20 protein-coding genes and 2 pseudogenes are annotated in these 24,585 nt (G+C 67.0%); 7 read left to right on the plus strand and 15 right to left on the minus strand.

All coding sequences use genetic code 11. The annotated features are described in order from the left end of the window. Positions 1-37 precede the first annotated feature (37 nt). Positions 38-1,181, plus strand: a pseudogene (bioF, locus tag ACHMW8_RS23980) (8-amino-7-oxononanoate synthase). After that, positions 1,178-1,834, plus strand: coding sequence for a dethiobiotin synthase (gene bioD, locus ACHMW8_RS23985; RefSeq protein WP_395443995.1), 657 nt, complete (start codon positions 1,178-1,180; stop codon positions 1,832-1,834). Before bioF ends, bioD begins: the two are co-directional and overlap by 4 nt. Here the strand turns inward: bioD and ACHMW8_RS23990 are convergent. After that, a complete protein-coding gene (locus ACHMW8_RS23990; RefSeq protein ID WP_395446044.1) occupies positions 1,823-2,779 on the minus strand; it encodes an NAD(P)-dependent oxidoreductase in 957 nt (318 codons plus the stop codon). The genes bioD and ACHMW8_RS23990 overlap by 12 nt on opposite strands. An 11-nt stretch (positions 2,780-2,790) precedes the next feature. Here ACHMW8_RS23990 and ACHMW8_RS23995 point away from each other — a divergent pair, with 11 nt between their 5' ends. From ACHMW8_RS23995 to ACHMW8_RS24005, 3 genes are all read left to right on the plus strand, one after another. After that, on the plus strand, positions 2,791-3,690 hold the full coding sequence (locus ACHMW8_RS23995; protein WP_125157467.1) for a flagellar motor protein MotB: 900 nt from the start codon (positions 2,791-2,793) through the stop codon (positions 3,688-3,690). A gap of 101 nt (positions 3,691-3,791) precedes the next feature. Then, positions 3,792-4,631 (plus strand): arginyltransferase, encoded by an 840-nt coding sequence (locus ACHMW8_RS24000; protein WP_395443996.1) that lies wholly within the window; start codon positions 3,792-3,794, stop codon positions 4,629-4,631. Positions 4,632-4,849: 218 nt separating this feature from the next. Then, on the plus strand, positions 4,850-6,274 hold the full coding sequence (locus tag ACHMW8_RS24005; RefSeq protein WP_395443997.1) for a methyl-accepting chemotaxis protein: 1,425 nt from the start codon (positions 4,850-4,852) through the stop codon (positions 6,272-6,274). Positions 6,275-6,413: 139 nt separating this feature from the next. On the opposite strand, the gene ACHMW8_RS24010 is transcribed toward ACHMW8_RS24005, so the two are convergent. The 4 genes from ACHMW8_RS24010 to ACHMW8_RS24025 are packed head-to-tail and all read right to left on the minus strand — an operon-like array spanning position 6,414 to position 10,459. Further along, a complete protein-coding gene (locus tag ACHMW8_RS24010) occupies positions 6,414-7,181 on the minus strand; it encodes an SDR family NAD(P)-dependent oxidoreductase (protein WP_395443998.1) in 768 nt (255 codons plus the stop codon). A gap of 9 nt (positions 7,182-7,190) precedes the next feature. Next, complete coding sequence (locus ACHMW8_RS24015; RefSeq protein ID WP_395443999.1) at positions 7,191-8,126, minus strand: NAD(P)H-dependent flavin oxidoreductase; 936 nt, start codon at positions 8,124-8,126, stop codon at positions 7,191-7,193. Positions 8,127-8,134: 8 nt separating this feature from the next. Continuing rightward, positions 8,135-9,097, minus strand: a complete 963-nt coding sequence (locus ACHMW8_RS24020) for a zinc-binding alcohol dehydrogenase family protein (RefSeq protein ID WP_395444000.1) — start codon at positions 9,095-9,097, stop codon at positions 8,135-8,137. A 39-nt stretch (positions 9,098-9,136) separates the two neighbouring features. Beyond that, positions 9,137-10,459, minus strand: coding sequence for a serine hydrolase domain-containing protein (locus ACHMW8_RS24025; RefSeq protein WP_395444001.1), 1,323 nt, complete (start codon positions 10,457-10,459; stop codon positions 9,137-9,139). A 534-nt stretch (positions 10,460-10,993) separates the two neighbouring features. Here ACHMW8_RS24025 and ACHMW8_RS24030 point away from each other — a divergent pair. Then, the gene (locus ACHMW8_RS24030; protein ID WP_395444002.1) at positions 10,994-12,100 is read left to right on the plus strand and encodes a hypothetical protein; all 1,107 of its coding nucleotides are present in this window, start codon (positions 10,994-10,996) and stop codon (positions 12,098-12,100) included. Between the two features lie 70 nt (positions 12,101-12,170). Here ACHMW8_RS24030 and ACHMW8_RS24035 read toward each other — a convergent pair whose 3' ends face one another. The 10 genes and pseudogenes from ACHMW8_RS24035 to ACHMW8_RS24080 all read right to left on the minus strand — a co-directional run bounded on the left by ACHMW8_RS24035 (position 12,171) and on the right by ACHMW8_RS24080 (position 22,793). Beyond that, positions 12,171-13,568: a serine hydrolase domain-containing protein gene (locus ACHMW8_RS24035; RefSeq protein ID WP_395444003.1), complete on the minus strand. Its 1,398-nt coding sequence runs from the start codon at positions 13,566-13,568 to the stop codon at positions 12,171-12,173. Next, positions 13,565-15,841 (minus strand): DNA topoisomerase IV subunit A, encoded by a 2,277-nt coding sequence (gene parC / locus ACHMW8_RS24040; RefSeq protein WP_395444004.1) that lies wholly within the window; start codon positions 15,839-15,841, stop codon positions 13,565-13,567. The genes ACHMW8_RS24035 and parC overlap by 4 nt, the downstream gene beginning before the upstream one ends. 139 nt (positions 15,842-15,980) lie before the next feature. Beyond that, entirely contained in the window at positions 15,981-16,718 is a 738-nt protein-coding gene (gene recO / locus ACHMW8_RS24045; protein WP_199743468.1) for a DNA repair protein RecO, read from the minus strand. Continuing rightward, positions 16,715-17,566, minus strand: a complete 852-nt coding sequence (locus tag ACHMW8_RS24050) for an arylamine N-acetyltransferase (RefSeq protein WP_395444005.1) — start codon at positions 17,564-17,566, stop codon at positions 16,715-16,717. The genes recO and ACHMW8_RS24050 overlap by 4 nt, the downstream gene beginning before the upstream one ends. After that, positions 17,559-18,522: pseudogene (gene era / locus ACHMW8_RS24055) on the minus strand (GTPase Era). The gene ACHMW8_RS24050 and the pseudogene era overlap by 8 nt, the downstream one beginning before the upstream one ends. 49 nt (positions 18,523-18,571) lie before the next feature. Beyond that, positions 18,572-19,174, minus strand: a complete 603-nt coding sequence (locus tag ACHMW8_RS24060) for a DsbA family protein (RefSeq protein ID WP_395444006.1) — start codon at positions 19,172-19,174, stop codon at positions 18,572-18,574. A 653-nt stretch (positions 19,175-19,827) separates the two neighbouring features. Next, a complete protein-coding gene (gene rnc, locus ACHMW8_RS24065; protein ID WP_125157455.1) occupies positions 19,828-20,523 on the minus strand; it encodes a ribonuclease III in 696 nt (231 codons plus the stop codon). Between the two features lie 9 nt (positions 20,524-20,532). Then, a complete protein-coding gene (lepB, locus tag ACHMW8_RS24070; protein WP_395444007.1) occupies positions 20,533-21,378 on the minus strand; it encodes a signal peptidase I in 846 nt (281 codons plus the stop codon). A 170-nt stretch (positions 21,379-21,548) separates the two neighbouring features. Then, the gene (gene acpS / locus ACHMW8_RS24075) at positions 21,549-21,950 is read right to left on the minus strand and encodes a holo-ACP synthase (protein WP_395444008.1); all 402 of its coding nucleotides are present in this window, start codon (positions 21,948-21,950) and stop codon (positions 21,549-21,551) included. Positions 21,951-22,013: 63 nt separating this feature from the next. Next, a complete protein-coding gene (locus ACHMW8_RS24080; RefSeq protein ID WP_395444009.1) occupies positions 22,014-22,793 on the minus strand; it encodes a pyridoxine 5'-phosphate synthase in 780 nt (259 codons plus the stop codon). 162 nt (positions 22,794-22,955) lie between these two features. On the opposite strand from ACHMW8_RS24080, the gene ACHMW8_RS24085 reads away from it, so the two are divergent. Then, a complete protein-coding gene (locus ACHMW8_RS24085; protein ID WP_395446045.1) occupies positions 22,956-24,581 on the plus strand; it encodes a M20 family metallopeptidase in 1,626 nt (541 codons plus the stop codon). Positions 24,582-24,585 lie beyond the last annotated feature (4 nt).

Genomic DNA, 24,585 nt, shown 5'->3' on the forward strand with positions numbered 1-24,585 from the left:
CTATTCCCGCCCACCAGCCACGGCAAAGGGAAACGACATGCAGAGCCTTGACGCCTTCGCCGGCGAGAAGCTGGCGGCCCTGGACGCCAAGAGCCTGCGCCGCCGCCTCAAGCCCACCCGCCGCCATGACGGCGCCGTGGTCGAGCGCGACGGCAAGCGGCTGATCTCGTTCTCGTGCAACGACTATCTGGGCCTGTCGCACCATCATGTCGTTCGCGCGGCGGCGGCCGAAGCGGCGCTGAACTACGGCGCGGGCGCGGCGGCCTCACGCCTGGTGACCGGCGATCATCCGCTGCTGAGTGATCTGGAAAAGCGCCTGGCCCGACTGAAGGGAACCGAGGCGGCCTGCGTGTTCGGCTCGGGCTATCTGGCCAATGCCGGCACGATCCCGACCCTTGTCGGTCCCGGCGACGCGGTCTTCGTCGACGCCCTGGCCCACGCCTGCATCTGGAGCGGCGCGCAGCTCTCGGGCGCCAGGATCGTCAAGTTCGCCCACAACGACGTTCGAGGACCTGGCGCGCCTGCTGAAAGCAGAACGCCCGATGGCCCGCCATGCCCTGGTGGCCACCGACGGCGTCTTCTCGATGGACGGCGACATCGCGCCGCTTGACCGGCTGTCCGCGCTCTGCGCCGAGCACGACGCCTGGCTGCTGAGCGACGACGCCCACGGGGTCGGGGTGCTGGCGCAAGGCCAAGGCTCAGCCGCCCTGTTCCCTGACGCCGACATCCCCTTGCAGATGGGCACCCTGTCAAAGGCCCTGGGCTCGTACGGCGGCTATGTCTGCGGCTCCCAGGCGGTGATCGACCTGCTGAAGACCCGCGCCCGCACCCTGGTCTACGCCACCGGCCTGCCGCCAGCCTCGGCCGCCGCGGCCCTGGCGGCGCTGGACCTCATCGAAGCCGAGCCCGAACTGACCGAGCGGCCATTGGCCAAGGCGCGCCTATTCACTCAGCGCCTGGGCCTGCCCGACGCCCAGAGCCCCATCGTGCCTGTGATCATGGGTGAGGCCGGCACGGCCCTCGCCGCCTCGGCCGCGCTGGAGGCGCAAGGGTTCCTGGTCGTCGCCATACGTCCGCCGACGGTGCCCGAGGGCACGGCTCGCCTGCGCGTGGCCTTCAGCGCCGAGCACGCCGACGCGGACGTCATGCGCCTGGCCGACGCCGTTGCGGCGCTGCGATGAAGCGTTTCTTCGTCGCCGGAACCGGCACCGATCTGGGCAAGACTCACATCGCCAGCGCCCTGCTCCGCGCCGCCCAGGCGCGCGGCCTGAGCGTCGACGCCTTCAAGCCTGTGGTCAGCGGCTTCGATCCCGACGCGCCGGAAACCAGCGATCCCGCCCGTCTCGCCACCGCCATGGGCCGCCCCGAGGGCTGGGCCGAGATCTCGCCCCGCCGCTATCGCGCGCCCCTGGCCCCGAACCTCGCCGCTCGGCTGGAGGGCCAGACCCTGGCCATGGTTGACCTGGTCGCCGACTGCCGGACCTGGCTTGAGGGCCGCAATGTCGATCTCGCCCTGATCGAAGGCGCCGGCGGCGTGATGTCGCCGATGACCGACGACGCCACCAATCTCGACCTGATGACGGCGCTGACCCTGCCCGTTCTGCTGGTCGCCGGCAGCTATCTCGGCACGGCCAGCCACCTGCTGACAGCGCTAGAGGTTCTGCGGGCGCGGGGTCTGACAACCGCCGCGATCGTCGTCAGCGAGAGCCTCGACGCCCCCGACCTCGATCAGACCGTCGAGATGCTGCGGATCTTCGAGCGCAAGACGCCGATCGTCGTCGCTCCCCGCGATCCGGACTGGAGCGCGGCGAAACTCGCGGCCCTACTTCTCTAGCCGCGCGACCAGGCTGGAGGTGTCCCAGCGATTGCCGCCCATGGCCTGCACCTCGGCGTAGAACTGGTCGATCAGGGCCGTAGCCGGCAGCTGGGCGCCGTTCGAGCGGGCCTCGTCCAGGGCGATGCCGAGGTCCTTGCGCATCCAGTCGACCGCGAAACCGAAATCGAACTTGCCCTGCGCCATGGTCGGCCAGCGGTTCTCCATCTGCCAAGACTGGGCCGCGCCCTTGGAGATCGCGGCCAGCACGTCCTCGGTCGGCAGGCCCGACCGCTTGGCGAAGTGCAGCGCCTCGGCCACGCCCTGGACGACGCCGGCGATGGCGATCTGGTTGCACATCTTGGTCAACTGACCCGAACCGACCTCGCCCATCCGACGCACGGCCTTGGCGTAGACCTCGATCACCGGCAGCACGTGATCGTAGGACGCCTGGTCCGCGCCGACCATGATGGTCAGCTGGCCGTTCTCAGCTCCCGCCTGGCCGCCCGACACAGGAGCGTCGACGAAGGCGCAGCCGTGCGTCGCGAGCAGTTCGGCCATCTCGCGGGCGACCTTGGCCGAGGTGGTGGTGTGGTCGACGACCGTCGCGCCCTTCGCCAAGGCCGGCAGGGCCTGCGCCACGACGTCGCGGACGTCGTCGTCATTGCCGACGCACAGCAGCACGATTTCGGCGCCGGCCACGGCCTCGGAAATGGTGTCGAAGGCCACGCCGCCGTGCCTTTCGGCCCATTTTCGGGCCTTTTCAGCGGTGCGATTATAGACGGCGACCTCATGGCCGGCGGCCTTCAGGTGACCCGCCATCGGAAAGCCCATCACGCCCAGGCCGATAAACGCCGTCTTCATGCCGCTGCTCCCTTTAGAGAGCCCGGGATTACGCGCCCGGCGACACCTTCGGCAACCCCATCTTAACGTCCTTTGGGCAGGTTGCGGGGCATGGTTAAGCAGGCTTAAGCACGATGGCGGTCAACAGCGAACAGCCGATCATCATCAAGAAGGTCAAGAAGGGCGGCGGTCATGGTCACCATGGCGGCGCCTGGAAGGTCGCTTATGCCGACTTCGTGACGGCCATGATGGCCTTCTTCCTGCTGATGTGGCTGCTGAACACGACCAGCCCGGAGCAGAAGCAGGGCATCGCCGACTATTTCGCGCCGGCCTCGATCTCGTCCACGACCAGCGGGTCGGGCGGCATCCTGGGCGGCACGTCGCTGGGCGACGACGGCGCCAAGGCCGATGGCAAGATGTCGGTCATCCAGCAAATGGCTCCCGAAGCTCCAGATAATGTCAGCAAGGATGGCCAGAGCTCGGAACAGGCCTCACTCGCCTCCGCCAGCGAACAGGCCCTGCGCGACGCCCTGGCCAAGAAGGAACAGGACGCCTTCGCCTCGGCCGCCCAATCCTTGCGCCAATCGTTGCAGGACATGCCGGAACTGGCTGAGCTGTCGAAACAGATCATGATCGACCAGACCCCGGAAGGCCTGCGTATCCAGCTGGTCGACCAGGAAGGCCGGTCGATGTTCAAGGAGAACTCCCGCGAGCCGAACGATCGCGCCAAGATCCTGCTGCGCGCGGTGGCCAAGGTGATCAACCAGCTGCCCAACCGCGTGACCATTTCGGGCCACACCAGCGCCAACGCCTATGGCAAGAAGCAGGACGGCGATTGGGCGCTCTCGGCGGCCCGCGCCGACGCCTCGCGCCAGGTGCTGCGCGGCGCCGGAGTCGACGACGACCGGATCTACCAAGTGTCGGGCAAGGCCAATTCGGAACCGCTGTACGCCGATGACCCGACCTTGGCGGGCAACCGACGGATCTCGATCATCCTGCTGCGTGAAAAGCCGGTGCTACCGGATAACCTGTGACCGTTCGACGCGCGAGCGCTTCGTGAAGCTTGCGCAACTGAACGCTATGCTCCCTAATCCCGTTATGGGCGGCAGACACGCTGAAGGGGACAGGGCCTAACGTGACGCAGCATTTTCCGACGCGACAGCTTCGGTTTTTTCTGACGGCGCCCACGCCTTGCCCGTACCTGCCCGGCCGCGAGGAGCGCAAGGTTTTCGCCCACCTGCCCCTGTCCGACGGCCCGACGGTCAATGACAGCCTGACTCAGGTCGGCTTCCGTCGCTCGCAGAACATCGCCTACCGTCCCGCTTGCGAGACCTGCCGCGCCTGCCAGTCGGCGCGCGCGCCCGCCGCCGACTACGTGCTGTCGCGTTCGGAGCGAAAGGTCCTGAACCGCAACGACGACCTCGAGCGCCACCTGGTCGAGGCCGAGGCGACGCTGGAGCAGTTCGAACTGCTGCGCCGCTATCTGCTGGCTCGCCACGCCGATGGCGGCATGGCCGAGATGACCTGGCCCGACTACGTGGCCATGGTCGAGGACACCGCGGTCCGCACCCACCTGATCGAATATCGTCGCAAGTCCCAGGACCGCGGCCCGGGCGACCTGATCGCCTGCGTGCTGGTCGACGTGCTCGCCGACGGCCTGTCGCTGGTCTACAGCTTCTACAATCCCGATCTCGACCGCCGGAGCCTGGGCTCTTTCGTCATCCTGGACCATATTGTCCAAGCTCAGCAGGGCGGCCTCCCCTATGTCTATCTGGGCTACTGGGTCCCAGGCAGCGAGAAGATGGCCTACAAGGCGCGCTTCTCGCCGCTGGAGATCCTCAAGCCTGGCGGTTGGTCGCTGATGTCGGCCCGCGAGCGCGGGGCTCGTCCGCCTAGCTCGCGACCCAACTCGCACGACACCTGCGACCTGGACCTCAGCGACGCCGAGCCAGCTTTGCTGGACGACATGCCATGATGGCCTGTCTCTAGAACACCTCGAGACGCGCATTCTCCCAAAAGATCAGTAACCTTAGGGCGCGCGGAAGGAGAACCGCGCGAATAGGGCGAACACCCTTAAAAGGCGCGGTCAGAGGAATTGAATCTACACCTTGGTTAACACCCAAGAAACCGTTTCATCCCCAAATCTAGTCACACGCTTCGACGAACGCGGCGACAGTTAGGGGGATGTGGATTATGTTTTTTTCGGAACGCAAGACGGGCGAGATCGATCGTCTCAAAAAGCAACTGGCGGACCTGAAGGAACGATCCGAACTGCTGGATCAGGCCTGTGGCATCGGCCTCTGGGAAGCCGTGCTGCATGACGCCGACGCCCTGCACCCCAACAGCGTCTGGACCTGGTCGCCGGAATTTCGCCGGCTGATCGGCTACACCAGCGAGGCCGACTTTCCGAATGTCTGCCGCTCCTGGTCGGACAAGCTGCACCCCGACGATGTAGAACCCACGTTCGCCGCCTTCGCCGCCCACCTGACCGACAAGACCGGCGCCGCGCGATACAATGTCACCTATCGCCTGATGACCCGGCAGGGCGTCTATCGCTGGTACCGCGCCACCGGTGGGTGCATTCACACGGAAAGTGGTCTGATCCGCGCATGCGGCTCGCTGACCGATATTCACGAGCAGACGCTGATCGAGCAAAAGGCGCGCGACGAAGCCGCCGAGAACCAGATCGCGCTGGACGCCCTGGCGGACGGCCTGAAGGCCCTGGCCGAGGGAGACCTGACCCACAGGATCGATGCGCCCTTCTCGGCCAAGGCCCAGCCGGTCAAGGACAACTTCAATCACTCCGTGAGCCGGCTGCGCGACGCGCTCGTCAATATCGCCTCGACCGCCGACTCCATCCGCGGGGGCTCGGCCGAAATCGCCAGCGCCTCTGACGACCTGTCGCATCGCACGGAACAACAGGCCGCCAGCCTGGAGGAGACCGCCGCAGCCCTCGACCAAATCACCTCGACGGTCAATCGCAGCGCGGAGGGCGCCATCCAGGCCTCGAACGCGGCCACCTCGGCGAAAATCGACGCCGAGCGGTCGGGCGAAGTGGTGCGCGACGCGGTGGCGGCCATGGGCGAGATCGAACAGAGCTCGGGCCAGATCACCCAGATCATCGGCGTCATCGACGAGATCGCCTTCCAGACCAACCTTCTGGCCCTGAACGCCGGGGTCGAAGCGGCTCGGGCCGGCGAGGCTGGTCGGGGCTTCGCGGTCGTGGCCCAAGAGGTGCGGGCCCTGGCTCAACGCTCGGCCGACGCCGCCAAGGAGATCAAGACACTGATCGCCAGCAGCACCGCCCAGGTCGAGCGCGGCGTGAAGCTGGTCGGCCAGACTGGCGAGGCTCTCAGCGGCATCGTGGGCAAGGTGAGCGAGATCACCGACCAGATCACCGAAATCGCCCGCTCGTCGCGCGAACAGGCCACCGGTCTCAACCAGGTCAACACTGCGGTCAATCAGATGGACCAGGTCACCCAGCAAAACGCCGCCATGGTCGAGGAAGCCACCGCCGCGGCCAGCAACCTGCGCGGCGAGGCCAATGAACTGACGCGACTGGTCGGCCGTTTCCGTGTTGGAGACGACCAGACCCTGTCAGTCAGCCGGGCGGCCTGACCTCCCGCCAACGCCCTATCCCGGAAGCCTCGCGGAGGCTCTCCCGGGACCTGGGAGCCGGCCCGGCTCCCAGGTCCCGTCGCGCTGTTTCACCTCGGCAAGGACGACCTGCCTGGAGTGTTTCCGACTGGCGGTCTCCTTACCGGGCGAAGCTGACCCCGCCGTCCACCGTGACAGCGCCGCCCATAACGTAGTCCCCCGCCCGCGAGGCCAGATAGATGGCCGCGCCGGCCATGTCTTCTTCCGAGCCGATACGGCCGGCCGGGATGGCCTTCGACACCGCGTCGGCGTGGTCTCGGGCGACCTTGTTCATGTCCGAGGCGAAGGCCCCCGGGGCGATGCAGCTGACGGCGATGTTGTCGGCCGCCAGGCGCAGGGCCATGCGCTTGGTCATGTGCAGCAGGCCAGCCTTGGACGCGCCGTAGGGATAGGTCTCGTCCTTGGTCACCGACTGACCGTCGATCGAGGCGATATTGATGACCTTGGCCACCCGATCCTGAGCCGCCGCCCGGAGTTGGCCGATCAAGGCCTGGGTCAGGAAGAACGGCGTCTTCATGTTGAGGTCGACGGTCTTGTCCCAGCCGCTTTCCGGGAATTCGTCGAAGGCCGCGCCCCAGGCCGCGCCGGCGTTGTTGACCAGGATGTCGAGCTTGTCCTCGCGCTCCTTGATCCGATCGGCCAGGCCCTGAATGCCTTCCATGGTCGAGATATCGCCCGGCAACGAGACGCACTCGCCGTACTGGCTCAGCTCTTCGGCGGCGGCGTCGCAGGCGGCGGCCTTGCGGGCGGTGATGTAGACGCGCTTGGCGCCGTAGGTCAGGAAGCCCTTGACGATCATCGCGCCGATGCCGCGCGAACCGCCGGTGACCAGGGCCACGCGGCCTTCGAGGGAAAACAGGTCTTGCATTTTTAGCTCCTAGAAGGCGCGGCTGGCGGCCAAAGCCCCCAGCCGGCCAGTGATGTCGTGGAATTGGGCGACGGTCTCGTCGATGATCTGCTGGGCGGTCTTGACCTCGTCGATCAGACCCACGGTCTGGCCGGCCAAGGCGGGCGCGGCCTCCATGTCGCCGCCGAAATAGACGTCGAGGATGTTCTTCAGCACGTCGGGCGGCATGACGCCGGCCTCATGGATTTCCTTGGTCAGCTCCGACTTGATGGCCCGGATGCAGGGGCTGGCCTTCTTGTTCAGGACCCAGGTGCCGGTCTCCTTGGCCCCGGTGATCGCCGCCTTGTAGTTGGCGTGGACCGGGCTCTCGGCCGAACTGACGAAGCGAGTGCCCATCTGGACCGCCTCGGCGCCCAGGGCGAAGGCCGCCGCCATGCCGCGCCCATCGCAGATGCCGCCGGCGGCGACAATGGGCACGTCGACCCGCGCGCGGATCGCTTGCAGCAGGACGAGGGTGGACACCTCCTCCGGGTTCTTGAAGCCGCCGCCCTCGGCGCCCTCGACCACCAGGCCGTCGACGCCCGCCTCGACGCACTTGACCGCCGCGTCAACGGTGGGGACGGCGTGATAGACGACGATGCCGGCGTCCTTCAGCGGGCCGACGAACTTGGCCGGGCTGCCGGCCGAGGTGGTGACGAACTTGACCCCGCTCTCGCAGACAAAGCGCAGCATGGCGTCGTCGCGCAGGAACAGGATCGGCAGGTTCACCCCGAACGGCAGGCCGCTGGCGGCCATCTTGGTGATCTCGGCCTTGCAGTTTTCGGTCTCGCCGGAAGAGGTCTCGATGACGCCAAGCCCGCCGGCCCTGGAGACCGCCGACGCCAGGGGATAGCGAGCGATCCAGCCCATCGGGGCCTGGATGATCGGATACTTCGCGCCCGTGTGGGCCAGGACACGGTTGGTCATTCTGGTCATCAGGGGATCAACAGCACGCGGCCGACAGCCTGGCGGCTTTCAATATAGGCGTGGGCGGCGGCGGCCTCGGACAACGGGAAGGTCCTGTCGATCACGACCTCGAGCTCGCCCTTGGCGGCCCGATCGATCATTTCCTGGATCATGTCGTGGACACGGTCGGTCATGATCTCCGCGCCGAGGAAGACGCCGGTCAGCGAGCGATTTCCGCCCATCAGCGACGACACGTCCACCTTCATCGGCTCGCGCCCGGCATTGCCGACCAGCGAGATCCGGCCGCGATAGCCCAGGGCGCCAAGGCTGCCCTGCAGGGTCGCGCCGCCGACGGGGTCGACCACCAGGTCGACGCCGTTGCCGCCGGTCAGCTTCATCACCTGCTCGACGAGGTCGTCACGGCGGTAGTTGACGCCGTGATCCATGCCGAAGGCCTTCAGGCGCTCCAGTCGCTCGTCGCTGGAGGCCGAGGCCAGCACCGTCGCGCCGGCCTGTTTGGCCAGCTGGATGGCGGCCAGGCCCACGGCGCCCGCCCCGGCCTGGACCAGGACGGTTTCGCCCGCCTTCAGAAGGCCCGCGCCGAACAGGCACTCGTGCGCCGTGCCGAACGGCACCGGAATGGCCGAGGCCTTCTGGATGTCGAAGCCGTCCGGGATCGGCCAGGCGTTGCGGGCCGGAACGGCGCGCAGCTCGGCGTGCGAACCGAAGGCGTTCACGGTGACCACCTTCTGGCCGACCTTCAGGTGAGAGACCTCTGCGCCGACCTCGATGATCTCGCCTGCGGCCTGGTAGCCGACGATGTGCGGGCTGCCCGCCATCTGGCCGCCGCCGCGATTGAGGGTGTCGCCGCCCTCGATGCTGACGGCCTCGACGCGGATCACCACGCCCTGCGGATGGCAGACGGGGTCGGGCACGTCCTCGTAGCGAAAGACGTCCGGCGCTCCGGTCTCGTAGTAGACGGCGGCCTTCATGGCGTTCTCCCTGTTGTTCTTGTTGGCCCGTGTCGGGCGCTATTTCTTGGGATCGATCAGGGCGTCGTAGACCAGCTTGGCGCTGTCGTCGTCGATGTCCTTGATGGCCGGATCGCCGCCCTTGTTGAGGATGTGGATCATGCCCAGAAAGAAGAGGTCGTTGGTCGGGTCGATCCAGAACCAGGTGCCGGCGGCGCCGCCCCAGCTATAGGTCCCCTGCCCGTACGGCCCCGCCTTGGCGCTATCCAGCACCACCGCGAAATCGAGTCCGAAGCCCTTGCCCGCGGCCGTATTGAACGGCGGATCATTGGAATTCATGATCGTGTCGCTGAGCATGTTGGTGCGCATCAGCTTCACGGTCTCCGGCTTGATGATGCGCTTGCCTTCGAGTTCCCCGCCATTCAGCAGCATCTGGGCGAAGCGGGCGTAGTCGGCGTTGGTCGAGACCAGGCCGCCGCCGCCCGAGGCCGCGACCGGCGGCTTGGTGATGTCCAGCACCATGAATCCGGTCGCCGGAACCAGCTTCTGTTCCTTGGGTCCCCAAAGATAGAGCGAAGCCAGACGATCCATCTTCTCCGGCGGAAGCCAGAAAGCGGTATCGACCATCTTCAGGGGTCCGAAGATCCGCTGCTGCATGAAGTCGCCCAGCGACATGCCGGTCAGCTTCTCGATGATCAGGCCCTGGATATCGACCGAGACGCTGTACTTCCAGCGCGCGCCCGGCTGGGCCACCAGCGGCAGGGCGGCGACCTTCTGGACGAACTCCTCGCGCGACTTGGCGCTCAGGACGCCGGTCGAGACATAGGCCTTGTCGATGGGGTTGTCGGGAACCAAGCCATAGGCGAAGCCGCCCGAGTGGCTCATGAGTTCGCGCATGGTCGGCGGGCGGTCGGCCGGGACGGTGTCGAACGAACCGTCGGGATTGACGCCCTTGAAGACGCGCAGCGAGGCGAACTCGGGGATGTACTTGCTGACCGGGTCGTCCAGTTTCCACTTGCCCTCTTCGAAGAGGATCATCATGGCCACGCCCGTCACGGGCTTGGACTGCGAATAGATGCGGAAGACCGTGTCCTTGGTCATCGGCGGGCCATCGAAGCCCTTCTTGCCGTGAACCTCGTAGTTCACGACCTTGCCGTGACGGACCAGCATGGTTGTGACGCCCGGCAGGTGGCCGGTGTCGACCAAGCTCTGCATGTGGGCGTCCAGCTTTTTCAGGCCTTCGGCCGAAAAGCCGACGCTTTCCGGCGTGGCGGGGACGATGGCGGGCGCGCTGGACGCGACCGGAGCAGCCAGCGTCGCGGTGGAGCCGCCGCCGAGCAGCGTCGCGACCAGCGCGGCCGCGATGAACTTCCGAAACGCCAAGGCGCCCTCCCGAACAGATGTTTGACACGACCTTAGAGCGGGCGCCTCCGCGTTGAAACCCGCTTTTTCGACGTCCGGATGACAGGCGCTCCCTCGCGGCCAAGGTTAAGCTTATTTCATGAAGAACCCGGTTGTCCGAACGTCGTTCATGTATATTTTTTACTGCACGAGGGATTACGATATTCAAGGCGACACGGGCCATGGCCACTCTGGACAACCTGATCACGATCTACCGCAACATCCACCGCCTGCCGACGCAGGCAGACCTCCCCGCCTCGGCCTCGACCCAACTGACTCTGATGGCGCAAGGCATCGACGCCGCGCGAGGCGGCATGGTCGGCGACCTGTGGAGCTACGAGTCCGCCGTGCGCTGGATCCAGGACAGCGCCAAGGCGACCACCCAGGTGGCGGTGATGGTCTATGGCTTCCTTACCGACATGAGCCTGGGCGCGCCGGGGCTGGACTACCTGATCTCGCCGGTCGGCGGGAAATCCGAACAACCTGAACAGTGCCTACTACGCCCAGTTCAATCTTGTGAACCGCTACATCAACTTCGCGGTCAACCTAGCCAAGGTCGGCGAAGGTCGCGAGACCTTCATCAAGACCTACGGCGAGAACGGAACGATGTTTTCGACGTTCCAGAAAGCCTATCTGAAGCTTTTCGGCGTCGAGCGCACCTATGATGAGATCCTGACCTATCTCGACGCAGAGGTGCCGAACGGTCGCGGGGGGACCTACACGCGGGGCGAATATTTCGCCGAGTTGGGCGGCGACGGCGGCAACGGCGTCGGGACACGCGCGGCCATGGTCGGCGCGCTGATGGCCGAGGCCATGAACAGCAACCAAGGCCCCTATGCGGACGCCGTCCGCGCTTTCCTTGCCGACGTCGCGTTGGACGGCAAGGTGAACGCCCTGTCGGTCTTCTTCTCGGTCTATGGCGAGGGCGGCGACCACGCGGCCGGCGGCCCCGACGATCCGGGACGACCCGGCGAAAACGCGCGTTTCGCCCACGACTGGAACGTCGACGCCTACAACCGCGAACCGGACGACAACACCCACCTCCTGGCCAGCGACGGCAATGATGTGATCAAGCCGATCATCACCGATGGGCCGGGCGGCCTCGACGCCGGCCGTCACATCCGGACAGGCGGGGGCAACGACACGATCTTCGTCGACAACGGCGTGATGTGCGGCCTGATCGACGCCGGAACCGGCAACGACACCATCTTCCTCGAGAAATTCGACGGTCGGGTCACTACCGGTGACGGCTACGACAATGTCGACCTCGGCTCATTCGCCGGGCTGCACCTGGCGAACGGCAAGGCCACGGACATCGCCGTGATCGAGGATTTCCAGAAGGGCTTCGATTCCCTGACGTTCGCGGGCTCGGTCGGCGCGGGCGAGAAGAAGCAGCTCTACTTCGTCGCCACCGCCACCTTCGACGACGCCCTGACCGCCTATGCCGGCCTCACGGCCGCCAATAGCAACACCGTCTTCGAGTGGAATGGCGACACCTATGTCTTCCACCAGAACGGCATGGCCGGGGTCGATGCGGGCGACGGCCTGATCAAGCTGGCCGGCGTCACCGGCCTGACCGTCGGCAAGGCCAGCGAGCTCGCCGACATCCTGTTCGCGGCCTAGGAATTCAGCCCCCCAGGTCGTGACGGAGCTCCCCTCGCCGGACGGCGGGGGGAGTTTTCTTTTTTCCAGGCTACCGCGCCGCGGTTGTCCTGACACCCGGCTTGGCCGGCTGCTGACCGGAGGGCGCGGCCACGAGCGGCGGCCGTTCGATCGCCTGATAGACGAGGGTCCGAGACTGGGCGTCGAGGCCCGGCCCCACCCCGCCCAGACGCTGGATCATGCCGACGAAGAACAGGTCGTTGGCCGGATCGATCCAGAACCAGGTTCCGGCGCTGCCGCCCCAGCTGACCGTCCCCGGCCCGACCGGCGCGCCCGAGGCGGCCGGATCGACGGCCACGGCCATGTCGATGCCGTAGCCCATGCCGGCGGCGAACGGGAACGGCTTGGGTCCGGGATTGAGCACGCCCGTCGTGCCGTTGGTCGTGACCACGAAGCCGGGCGGCAGATGGTTCTGGGTCATCAGCGCCACGGTCTCCGGACGCAAGATCCGCACGCCGTCCAGCACGCCCTTGTTCAGGATCATCTGGGCGAAGCGGGCGAAGTCGCCGGCGGTCGAGACGAGGCCGCCCCCGCCCAGCGGCGCGGCCGGCGGCTTGCTGACGTCACGCCACGCGCCTTCCATGGCTGGCGCCAGCGCGCCCGTCGCCGGATCTCCGTCATAGAGCGCAGCCAGGCGGGGCTGCTTCTGGGCCGGCACGTAGAAGGCGGTGTCCTTCATCTTCAACGGCGCGAAGATGTGCTCTTCCATGAAGACCGGCAGGGTCTCGCCCGACAGTTTCTCGACGATGTAGCCCTGGATGTCGGCCGCCACGCTGTAGCGCCACAATCGCCCTGGCTCGGAGAACAGCGGCAGGCCCGAGACCTTCTGAACCAGTTCGCTCAGCGAGCCGGACTGCAACACGCCGGCGCGGTAGTAGGCCTGGTCGGCCGGACTGCTGGGATCGTCGGCGATACCGTAGGCGAAGCCGGCCGTGTGGGTCATCAGCTCGCGCATGGTCGGCGGGCGGGTGATCGGCGCCAGGATGGGCTCGCCCGCCGCGTCGACGCCCGTGGCGATGCGGAGATTGGCGAACTCCGGCACGAACTTGCTAATCGGGTCGTCGAGGTTCCACAGACCCTGTTCGTACAGGATCATCATCGCCACGCCGGTGACCGGCTTGGTTTCCGAGCGAATGCGGAAGATGGCGTTGATCGGCATCGGATCGCCGCCCAGGGCGCGATGGCCGAAGGCCCTGGCATGGACGACCCGGCCGTGGCGGGCCAGCAGGGTCACGCCGCCGGCGATCTGGCCGCGGTCGACCATGGCCTGCATGTGCTCGTCGAGCTTCTTGAGCCGTTCGGCGCTGAAGCCCTGCTCCTCCGGCTTGCCTTTGGGCAGGGCCAGGGCCGGAGTCGCGGCGACGGCCGCGCAACCGAAGACGCTGGCCAGCAAGCTCAGCGCGCGGCGACGCAGCCGTCCCCTGCTCATTTCGGCCTGAACCGCTTGTTGGTCGCGAAGCCCTTGGGCGCGAGCTTGCCAGCTCCGGCCCGGCGACCGATCCATTCCTTCCATTCCGCCCAGTCGCGGCGCCGGCCGGCGGTGTCGATCCAGTAGGCCCCGGTCTCGGCGTTGAACGACAGGCCGTCGCGCAAGCCGCCCTCGCGGTAGGCCTGCAGCTTCACGCCCTTGCCGCGCGGCATTTCCGGCAGTTCCTCGATCGGGAAAATCAGGATCTTGCCGTTGTCGCCGATCACCGCGAACTGGTCGCCCACGGCTTCCAGGCAGAACGCCGCGCCGGCGGCGTCGACGTTCAGGACCTGCTTGCCGGCCTTGCGATTCGCGAGCGCTTCTTCCTCGGGCATCAGGAAGCCGTAGCCCAGCTTCGAGGCCAGAATGCGTTTGCGACCGGCCTTGAACGGGAAGACGTCGATGATCCTCACCTTGTCGTCCAGCTCGATCATCATCCGCACCGGCTCGCCATGGCCCCGCGCGCTGGGAAGCTTGTCGCAGCCCAGGGTGAAGAAGCGGCCATCGCTGGAGAAGATCAGCAGCTTGTCGGTGGTCTCGGCCGGGACCAGGAAGCCCAGCTTGTCGCCTTCCTTGAACTTCAGCTCGGACGGATCGTCGATCTTGCCCTTGGCGGCGCGGATCCAGCCGCGCTCCGACAGGATGATCGTGATCGGCTCGCGGACGATCATCGCTTCGATGGCGGCGTCGGCGTCGACGACCGGAGCGTCGGCGAAGATCGAGCGGCCCTTCACGCCCGTCGGGCGCGGCTTGTCCAGCGGGTGCTTGATCTTCAACAGGGTGGCGCGGACTTCCGACAGGCCCACGCCGACCAGCTTCCACTGCTTGGTTTCGCTGGCCAGCATGGCCAGGATGCCGTCGCGTTCCTCGACCAGCTCGGCGTGCTCGCGGCGGATCTCCATCTCCTCCAGCTTGGCCAGTTGGCGCAGGCGGGTGTTGAGGATGGCGTCGGCCTGGATCTCCGAGAGCCCGAAGGTCTCGATCAGCTTTTCCTTCGGCTTGTCCTCATAGCGGACGATCCGAATGACCTCGTCGAGGTTCAGATAGGCGATCAGCAGACCGTCCAGGATGTGCAGACGGGCTTCGATCTTGGCCAGGCGGTGACGGGCCCGGCGGGTAAGCACCTCGCGGCGGTGGGCCAGGAAGGCCATCAGCGCCTGCTTGATGCCCATCACGCCCGGCGTGCCCCGCGCGTCCAGCACGTTGATGTTGACCGGGAAGCGGGCCTCCAGCGCCGAGAGCTTGAACAGGCTCTCCATCAGCACTTCGGGCTCGACGTTCTTGGACTTAGGCTCGAGGACCAGACGGATGTCCTCGGCGCTCTCGTCGCGGACGTCGCCCAGCAGGGCGGCCTTCTTGCTGTCGATCAGGTCGGCCAGCTGCTCGACCAGATCCGACTTCTTCACCTGGTACGGAATCTCGGTGACGACGATCTGGTAGGTGCCGCGACCCGTGTCTTCCTTTTCCCACTTGGCGCGGATGCGCACGCCGCCGCGACCGGTCTCGTAGGTCTCAAGCAAGGACGCGCGCGGTTCGACGATGACGCCGCCGGTCGGGAAGTCCGGCCCCGGCACCTTTTCCAGGATGTCCTCGGTCGTCGCGTCGGGATTGGCCAGCAGCAGTTGGCAGGCGTCGATCAACTCGGCGGCGTTGTGCGGCGGAATCGAGGTGGCCATGCCGACCGCGATGCCCGACGAGCCGTTGGCCAACAGGTTCGGGAAGCCCGACGGCAGGACCAGAGGCTCCTCGTCCTGGCCGTCATAGGTCGGCTTGAAGTCGACCGCGTCCTCGTCGATGCCGTCCAGCAGAAGCGTCGCCGCTTCCGTCATCTTGCACTCGGTGTAGCGCATGGCCGCGGCGTTATCGCCGTCGATATTGCCGAAATTCCCCTGCCCCTCGACCAGCGGGATGCGCTGGGCGAAGTCCTGGGCCAGACGGACCAGGGCGTCGTAGATCGACTGGTCGCCGTGCGGGTGGAAGTTACCCATGACCTCGCCGACCACCTTGGCGCATTTGCGCGCCGCGGCGTCGGGGTTCAGGCGCATGTTGCTCATCGCGTACAGCACGCGACGGTGCACGGGCTTTAGGCCGTCGCGGACGTCGGGCAGCGCTCGCGAACCGATGGTCGAGAGCGCATAGGCCAGATAGCGGCGCGACAGGGCTTCCGTCAGCGGCTCGTTGAGGATGCGGTCGCCGTCGTCGGGACCGCCGGGAGGAAGGACAGGCTTGTTCATCGAGGGGATTCGTTACTCCGGGCAACGATCCTAGCAGATATCGCCGCGATGATTCGACCGGTTAGGCCTGAACGATCCCCGGTTTTCCGGCTTCCAGGGCGGATGGCGACCGAATGCGCGGAAAGCGTCGGAGCGGCGCTCACAGTCGCCCCGCTTCGGTCAGTCGGTCGATCAGCCACATCCGCGGCGCGGGAAGCGGCCGGTTCAGCGGACCGAAGACGAACTGTTCGAGAAAGTGGCCGGTGATGTCCAGGCCCGCCTTCACGTCGCCCTCGGCCAGGCCGCCCTGCGAGGACAGCATGAACGGCGGCAGCGGCAGCAGCTTGTCATGATACGGCGCGCCGGCCCCTCGGCTGACGGCGCGACCGGTGCGCGGGCTGACATAGACCAGATCGTCGAAGCTTCCGGTGGCCGCGCACTTGGAGAGATCCAGGCCAAAGCCCAGCTCCTGCAAGAGGCCCGCCTCGTAGCGCACATAGACCGCCGGCCAGATGTCGGGGATTTCCAGCACGCGGATCAGGGCTTCCAGCGCGTGAAAGGCGCCGGGATGGGCCTCTCGCTCCGGCAGGGCCGAGGCGGCGACCGAGGCGGCGGCGGACAGGCCCGCCAGCGCCAGGCGGTCGTCGAACAGGCTGGAAGGCCCCTCGCCCATCGGCTCCAGGGTCGCCGAGCCCAGCTGGTCCGCGACCCGGGCGCGATAGCGGGCGATGACCCGGGCGCCGGGTTGCAGGAACGGCTTCATCCGCCGCGAGGCCGCGCCCGCCACGTGGGCGGCGAACTTGCCGCGATCCTGGGTCAGGAGCTCGACGATGGCCCCCGTCTCGCCGTGCGAGCGGGCCGAGAGGACGTAGGCTTCGTCCTCCCATTCCTGGCTCAAGCCGGCGTCCCCCAGGCCACGACCTTTTCCAGCACCGGCGTCCAGTCCGGCGCGACCGGCAGGCCGATCACGTCGCGCAGGGTCGCTTCCAGTTCGTCGGCCGAGAGATCCCGCTGCTCGACCACGGCGCCGGTGACGTCGCGATGGGTGAAGCGGTTGTTCTTCAGGGCGTAACGGGCGGTCGGCGTCGAGCGGCCCACCGTCATGCTCCAGGTGAAGTGCGAACTCGGATGCGTGTAGGTGTAGAAATTGACCTGCTCGTAGTCGATGTCGGCCCAGGCGCCCTTGGCCACCTGGTAGAGCGGCGCCCACTTGCCCGAGAGATTGGCCTGAACCTGGCGTTCGGCCACCCCGCCGTGCTCGACATCGACGATGCGGAACGCGCCGTGCGGCGTGTCCTGCACGTCGCCCGAGAACAGCCGCAGCGGCCCGGTCAGCACGCAGCCGCCAAAGCCGCTGTCGGCCAGCCAGGTTTCGCCATCGATCGAGACGCCCAGCACCATGTGCGAGCGTGGCCGGGCCGGCGCGCCCTCGGCCTGCATCCACTGCACGCGGGCCATCAGGCCCTCGACCTGGAAGCCGAGCGCGGTCAGCACGCGCTTGAGGAGGCCGTTCTGCTCGTAGCAGTAGCCGCCCCGCCCGGCGCCGATCAGCTTGGCGTCGATGTCGGCCGGGACGATGCTGATTCCGCGCCCGAGCAGAACGTCGAGATTCTCGAACGGAATGGCGTCCGGGTGTTTCAGCGTGATGGCGCGCAAGGTCGCCAAGGTCGGCGCGCGCGGACCGTCATAGCCGATGCGCCGGAAATAGGCGTCCAGATCGACGGTCAACGCGGGCGCGTCAAACATCGAAATCCAGTCCGATATCGCTGAACAGCCCCCGCTCCTCGGCCCAGTTCTCCTTGACCTTCACGTGAAGGAACAGGTGAACCTTGCGATCGAGGATCTCGCACAGCTCCTCGCGCGAAGCCTGGCCGATCCATTTCAAGGTCTGGCCGCCCTTGCCGATCACGATGATCCGCTGGCCCTCGCGCTCGACCAGGATGGTCTGCTCGATGCGGACGCTGCCGTCCTTGCGCTCCTCGAAGGCGGTCGTTTCGACGGTGGTCGCGTAAGGCAGCTCCTCGTGGACGCGCAGATAGACCTTCTCGCGGGTGATCTCGGCGGCCAGCAGGCGGGCCGGCAGATCGGCGGTCTGGTCCTCCGGATAGAGCCAGGGCCCCTCCGGCATCATCGAAACGAGCTTGGCGGTCAGGTCCTCGAACGCCCGCGCCGGTCGTGGCGCTGATCATGAAGACGTCCGAATAGACGCCGGTGTCGAAGAAGTCCTTGGCCACGGCCAGCAGGGTGTCGCGCTTGACGCCGTCGATCTTGTTCAGGGCCAGGATGACCTTGCGATTGGCGGCCTTCAGCCCCTCGATGATGGTCTGGACGTCCTGGGCCGAGCGGAACTCGCCCGGCGTGGCCTTGTCGGCGCGGCTGGCCAACTCGGCCTGCACATCGACCAGGTGGACGGTGGCCTCGGCGTCTTCCGAGCCGGCCCAGGCCGAGCGGACCATGGCGCGGTCCAGGCGGCGGCGCGGGCTGAAGATCCCGGGGGTGTCGACGAGCACGATCTGGGTGTCGCCCTCGATGGCGACGCCGCGCACGGGGAAGCGGGTGGTCTGGACCTTCTGGGTCACGATCGAGACCTTGGCCCCGACCATGTGGTTGACCAGGGTGGACTTGCCGGCGTTCGGCGCGCCGATGATCGCCACGAAACCGGCGCGAGTCTGGGCGGGTGCTTGGGGGGTGGTGTCAGTCATTGCGCGTGCGTGTAGCACCAATGGCCCCCCGGGGGTAGCGAACGGCCGATCAGCGCCCGGCGTTCTCGATCGCCGCGTCGATCTCGGCCAGGGCGTGGTAGCCCGGCTCCATCTTGCGACCGTTGATCTCGAAGGTCGGGGTGGCGTTGATGTCGTGCGCCTTGGCGTTCTTCTCGACCCGCGCGTTCAGGGCCTTGATCGCCGCCTCGTCGGTGACGCACGTGTTGAACTGCTCCTCGTTCATGCCGACCGACTTGGCGATGTCCAACAGGGTCTCGCGCGGCGTCTCGAAGACGCCCGGCTGGCTGGCGAAGATCGCTTCATTGACCTGGAAGTACTTGTCCTTGCCAGCGCAGCGGGCCAGCAGGAACCCGGCCGAAGCCACGGTGACTTCAGAGCCGCCACCCACCAGCATCTCGCGGAACACGTAGTGGACCTTGCCGCTGTCGATGTACTTGGCCTTGAAGGCCGGGAAGACCTCCTGGTCCCAGCGCGCGCAGATCGGGCAGCCGACCGAGGCGTACTCGACCACCGTCACCTTGGCGTCCTTGTTTCCCAGGCTCATGTCGTTGGGCAACGCCTGATAGGACTGGCCCTTGCCGCAGGCGGCCAGGCCGAGGGTCAGCAGCAAGGCGACGGCGAGATGGCGCATGGGGAAGGTCTCCGGGAATCGCGGACGCGAGACGGCATGAAAGGGGCTCGGCGTGACGGCGGTCAAGGTGCGGGCTTGGAAGGACGCACAGCGCCGCGGCTTCACGCGGCGCGGCCGCTGAAGGCGTGTGGGGAGGCGACGGAGCGGCCGGGCGAACCCGGAGACCGTGAGGTTTGTTGTGTTTCGGCTCGCTGACCGCTCCGCCAGGCTGTTCTTGCCCGTGAGGTCGGGAGGCGTGAGCGTTGTCTGCTCGGGTCCCCGTTTACCCCCGGACGGGCGCGGACCAAGTCGATCGGCTACATCCGTCTCGACCCCGACGATCCACGATAGGCGGCTTGTACGATCACCGCCCTGTCGCTCCGCTGTCGGCTTTGATCCCAACGATCCCGTCACCCGTACGCGCTCCTAAAGAGTAAGCCGCACGACCTGACGACACCTCCAGGAACCGCCAGCGGCCCCGCTCAACCTACCCCCGCCGCCGTATTGGGCCGGATCCAAACGCCCTCCCCCGCGACGGGGACGCATTGAGTATCGCGGCGGATTCAACGCGGATCATTCAGGGGCGCGTAAAAGTAGGAAGTGGTTGATTTCACTGGGTTCGATCCCGCGAATTCCGAGGATAGACGCCGCCCAATCCCCTCTAGAGGGGTTCGTTACCCCGCCCCTTCGCGCTCCAGCAACGCCTTGGCGGCGGCCTTCTCGGCCTCCTGCCGGGACTTGCCTTTGGCGATAGCCGGATCCACCCCGACCACCACCGCCTCGACCGTGAACACCGGCGCGTGGTCGGGTCCCGTACGGTCCAGGACGCGGTAGGTCGGCAGCGGGCGGCCCTTGCCCTGGGCCCATTCCTGCAGCGCGGTCTTTGGGTCGCGCGGACGGCCCTCGCCGGCCTTGTCGAACTCGTCGGCCCACAGGTCGAGGAACACCTTGCGGGCCGCGTCCAGGCCGCCGTCCTGGTAGAGGGCGGCCATCAGGGCTTCGGTGGCGCCGGCCAGGATCGAGTCGGTCTCGCGGCCGCCGATCTTGCTGGACGAGGCCGACAGACGCAGGGCCGGGCCCAGTTCGGCCAGGCGCGCGACGCGGGCGCAGGTCTCGCGGCTGACCAGGGCGTTCAGGCGCGGAGCCAGCTCGCCCTCCTTGGCCTTCGGGAAGCGATCGGCCAGGGCCTCGGCGGCCAACAGGCCCAGCACCCGGTCGCCGATGAACTCCAGCACCTCGTTGTCGCGGACCTTCTTGGCCCCATCCCCGACGCTGGCGTGCGTCAAGGCGCGTTCGAGCAGTTCGCGGTCGTTGAACCGATGGCCGATCCGGCGCTCGAGGTCGCCGACGGCGGCGACCCGTCTATCCATGGTTCTGCATCACTTCAGCACGTGGAAGAAGCGGCTGGGACGGGCGTTCAGGAACCACGTCCAGGGCTTGAACAGGCTGGCCTCGGCGTTCCACGACAGCAGGATGATCTGAGCGCGGCCGACCAGGTTCTCGGCGGGCACGAAGCCGACGCCGATCTCGTCACCGATATACTGGTCCAGCTCGTAGTCCCACTTGCAGGCGCTCTCCGCGTAAGGCGAGACGCCCGGGTCGAAGCGGCTGTCGGCCGAGTTGTCGCGGTTGTCGCCCATGAAGAAGTAGCAGCCGGCCGGCACGGTGTAGACGCCGGTGTTGTCGCCGCGGCTGTCGGGGCCGAAGTCCTGGGTGTTGTACTGGCGGCCTTCCGGGTTGGTCTCCTGGAAGCGCTGCACCTGCTGAGTGAAGCCGTAGCCGGTGTCGACCAGGGCCGGGGCCTGTTCCTTGCGCGGCAGGGCCTTGCCGTTGATGAACACCTGGCCGCCGCGGATCTGGACCTTGTCGCCCGGCAGACCGATCAGGCGCTTGATGTAGTCAGTGCGGTTGTCGCGCGGCAGCTTGAAGACGATGATGTCGCCGCGCGTCGGCGCGCGCCCCAGGATGCGGCCCTTGATGATCGGCGGGCTGAACGGGATCGAGTGCTTGCTCCAGCCGTAGCTGAACTTCGACACGATGATGTAGTCGCCCTGATAGAGGTTGGGCTCCATCGAGGCCGACGGAATGGTGAAGGGCTGGAACAGAAGGACCCGCAGCACGAGGGCGATGCCCAGGGCGTAGGCGACGGTCTTGATGATCTCGATGAACTCGGCGACGACGCCCTTCTCTTCGGGCGGCGTAAGGTCGTCGGCGGCGTCGGTCATGCGGGCGCGGAGCTCTTCGAAGATGATTGGCCGGCGAACCGGTTCGGCTTTGCTAGACGGGCTTGCCCCCATGAGCAAGAGTTGGAGGGGCAAGTGGCGGGGCCGTTAGCCGCACTTCATGGCGACGGTTGGGCCGTCTCGTCAAACGCTCTCGGGCGCCACGCGAGTTCTCAGGCCTTGGGGAGGGCCTCGATGATCACGAAGGCCTGGGCGTAGGGATGGTCGTCGGTCAGGGAGAGGTGGATCACCGCCTCCATGCCCTCTGGGGTCAGTTCCTTCAGCCTTTCCAGCGCGCCGCCCGTCAGGGCCATGGTCGGCTTGCCGGACGGCAGGTTGACCACGCCCATGCCGGCCAGATGCACGCCGCGCTTGAGGCCCGTGCCCAGGGCCTTGGAGCAGGCCTCCTTGGCCGCGAACCGCTTGGCGTAGCTGGAAGCCCGGTCGGGCTTGCGCTCGGACCGCTTGCGCTCGATCTCGGTGAAGACCTTGTTGGTGAAGCGCTCGCCGAAGCGTTCCAGTGACTTCTCGATGCGGCGGATATCACAGAGGTCCGAGCCGATGCCGATGATCACGCCGCCTGCTCCGCTTCCACCGAGCGCGTTTCGCGCTCGGCATCTTCTAGCTGTCGAGCATCCTTACGCAAAACCGGCCTCCACTTTCACGGGATGCTCGACCCGAGCAGCGTCCATAAGCAGGCGCATCCGCTGGATGGCCTGCGGCAGGCCGACGAAGATCGCCTCGCCGATCAGGAAGTGGCCGATGTTCAGCTCGGCGATCTCCGGGATCGCGGCGATCGGCTTGACGGTGGCGTAGTCGATGCCGTGGCCGGCGTGGACTTCGAGCCCGAGGCTCGCGGCCAGGGCCGCGCCGGCCTTCAGCCGCTCGAGAATGGCTTCGGCGCGCTCAAGGCGGCCCTCGCGATAGGCGTCGCAATAGGCGCCGGTGTGCAGCTCGATGACCTGGGCGCCGGCGGCGGCCGAGGCGCGGATCTGGTCGGGATCGGGCTCGATGAAGAGCGACACCCGCGCCCCGACGGTGCGCAGGCGGGCGGTGGCGTCGGCGATGCGGTTCTGGCCCTTGATCACATCCAGGCCGCCCTCGGTGGTGACCTCCTCGCGGCGCTCGGGCACCAGGCAGGCGGCGTGCGGGCGTGCGCCGATGGCGATGCCGACCATCTCGTCGGTCACGGCCATTTCGAAGTTCAACGGCTTGCCGCGCTTGTGGCAGAGGTCGGTCAGCACGGCGATGTCGGCGTCGCTGATGTGGCGGCGATCCTCGCGCAGGTGGGCGGTGATGCCGTCGGCGCCGGCGGCCAGGGCCAATTCGGCCGCGCGCACGGGCTCGGGATAGGACGAGCCGCGCGCGTTCCGGATCGTGGCCACGTGGTCGATATTGACGCCAAGTCGCAAGCTCATCCGCTCTTCCCGTCGAAACCCGAGGACTCGGCTGGAGTTCTATAAGCCCAGCCGCCCGCCTGTGCAGGTGGGAATTTCGCGGGCCGGCGCCAGGGCTGGCGCATGGACAAAGCCGCGCCGGCGCCTAATCGTATACGCTCTACCTTTGGGAGGGGCGTGATGATTTCGAACAAGACCTGGCTGGCCGCGACGGCGGGCGTTCTGGCGATCACCTTGGCGAGTGGGGCGAGCGCCGCCGACATTTCGGCCGGCAAGCTCAAGAGCCTGAAGGCCGAGGCGGTGGCGGGCGTCGAGAGCCGCGCCAAGCTGGCCCAGGTGATGAACGACGAGATCTTCTCGTTCGGCGAGCTGGGTTTCCAGGAGGTCGAGACCTCGGCCTACATCACCAAGGTGCTGGAGCAGAACGGCTTCACCATCAAGCGCGGCGTCTCGGGCATCCCGACGGCCTGGACCGCGACCTGGACGAACGGGAGCGGCGGCCCGACCATCGCCTTCGGCAGCGACATCGACTGCATCCCCAAGGCCTCGCAGAAGCCGGGCGTGCCCTGGCATGATCCGATCGTTCCCGGCGCGCCGGGCCACGGCGAGGGCCACAACTCCGGCCAGGCCCTGAACGTCGTCGCCGCCCTGGCGGTCAAGGACGTGATGACCAAGCAGAACATCGCCGGGACCCTGGTCCTGTGGCCCGGCGTCGCCGAGGAGCTGGTGGCCGGCAAGGCCTATATGGTCCGCGACGGCGTGTTCAAAGGCGTCGACGCCACCATCTTCACCCACGTCGGCTCGAACCTGCAGACCGCCTGGGGTCAGCCCTCGGGCACGGGCCTGGTCTCGATCAAGTACAATTTCCATGGCGAGTCCGCCCACTCGGCCGGCGCGCCGTGGCGTGGCCGCAGCGCTCTCGACGCCGTCGAGCTGATGGACATGGGCTGGAACATGCGCCGCGAGCATCTCAAGCCCGAGCAGCGCTCGCACTATGTGATCACCGACGGCGGCGACCAGCCCAACGTCGTGCCGTCCGAGGCCACCGTCTGGTACTATTTCCGCGAACAGACCTTCGACGCGATCAAGAAGAACTGGGACATCGGCAACCGGATCGCCAAGGCGGCGGCCGACATGACCGACACGAAGATGGACTACGCCATCGTCGGCACGGCCGCCCCGCGCCACTTCAACAAGCCGATCGCCGAGGCGGCCCAGAAGAACATCGACGCCGTCGGCCTGCCCAAGTGGACCGACGACGAGCAGGCCTTCGCCAAGGCCGTGCAGAAGAACGTCGGCTCGACCAAGCAGGACGGCCTCGACGTCAAGCTGAAGGGCCTCAAGCCCCCGGAGGAAAAGCCGGAAAGCGGCGGCTCGGACGACATCGGCGACATCTCGTGGATCATGCCCACGATCACGATCAACTATCCGTCGAACATCCCGGACCTGCCGGGCCACCACTGGGCCAACGCCATCTCGATGGCCACGCCGATCGCCCACAAGGGCGTGGTCGCCGGATCGAAGGTGGTGGCGATGACGGCGCTGGATCTCTTGACCCAGCCCAAGCTGCTGGCCGAAGCCAAGACCTACTTCACCGACGTCCAGACCAAGACGCAGAAGTACGTGCCGATGCTGTCGGCGACGGACAAGCCGCAGACCCAGATCAACGCCAATATCATGGCGACCTATCGGCCCGAGATGAAGAAGTACTACTACGACCCCGACAAGTACGGGACCTATCTGGAGCAGTTGGGCATCGCCTGGCCGGTCAAGCAGCTGACGCCGCCGCCGGCCAAGGCGGCCGACTAGACCG

The sequence above is a fragment of the Caulobacter sp. UC70_42 genome, from assembly GCF_044056025.1.
Taxonomy (GTDB): Bacteria; Pseudomonadota; Alphaproteobacteria; order Caulobacterales; family Caulobacteraceae; genus Caulobacter.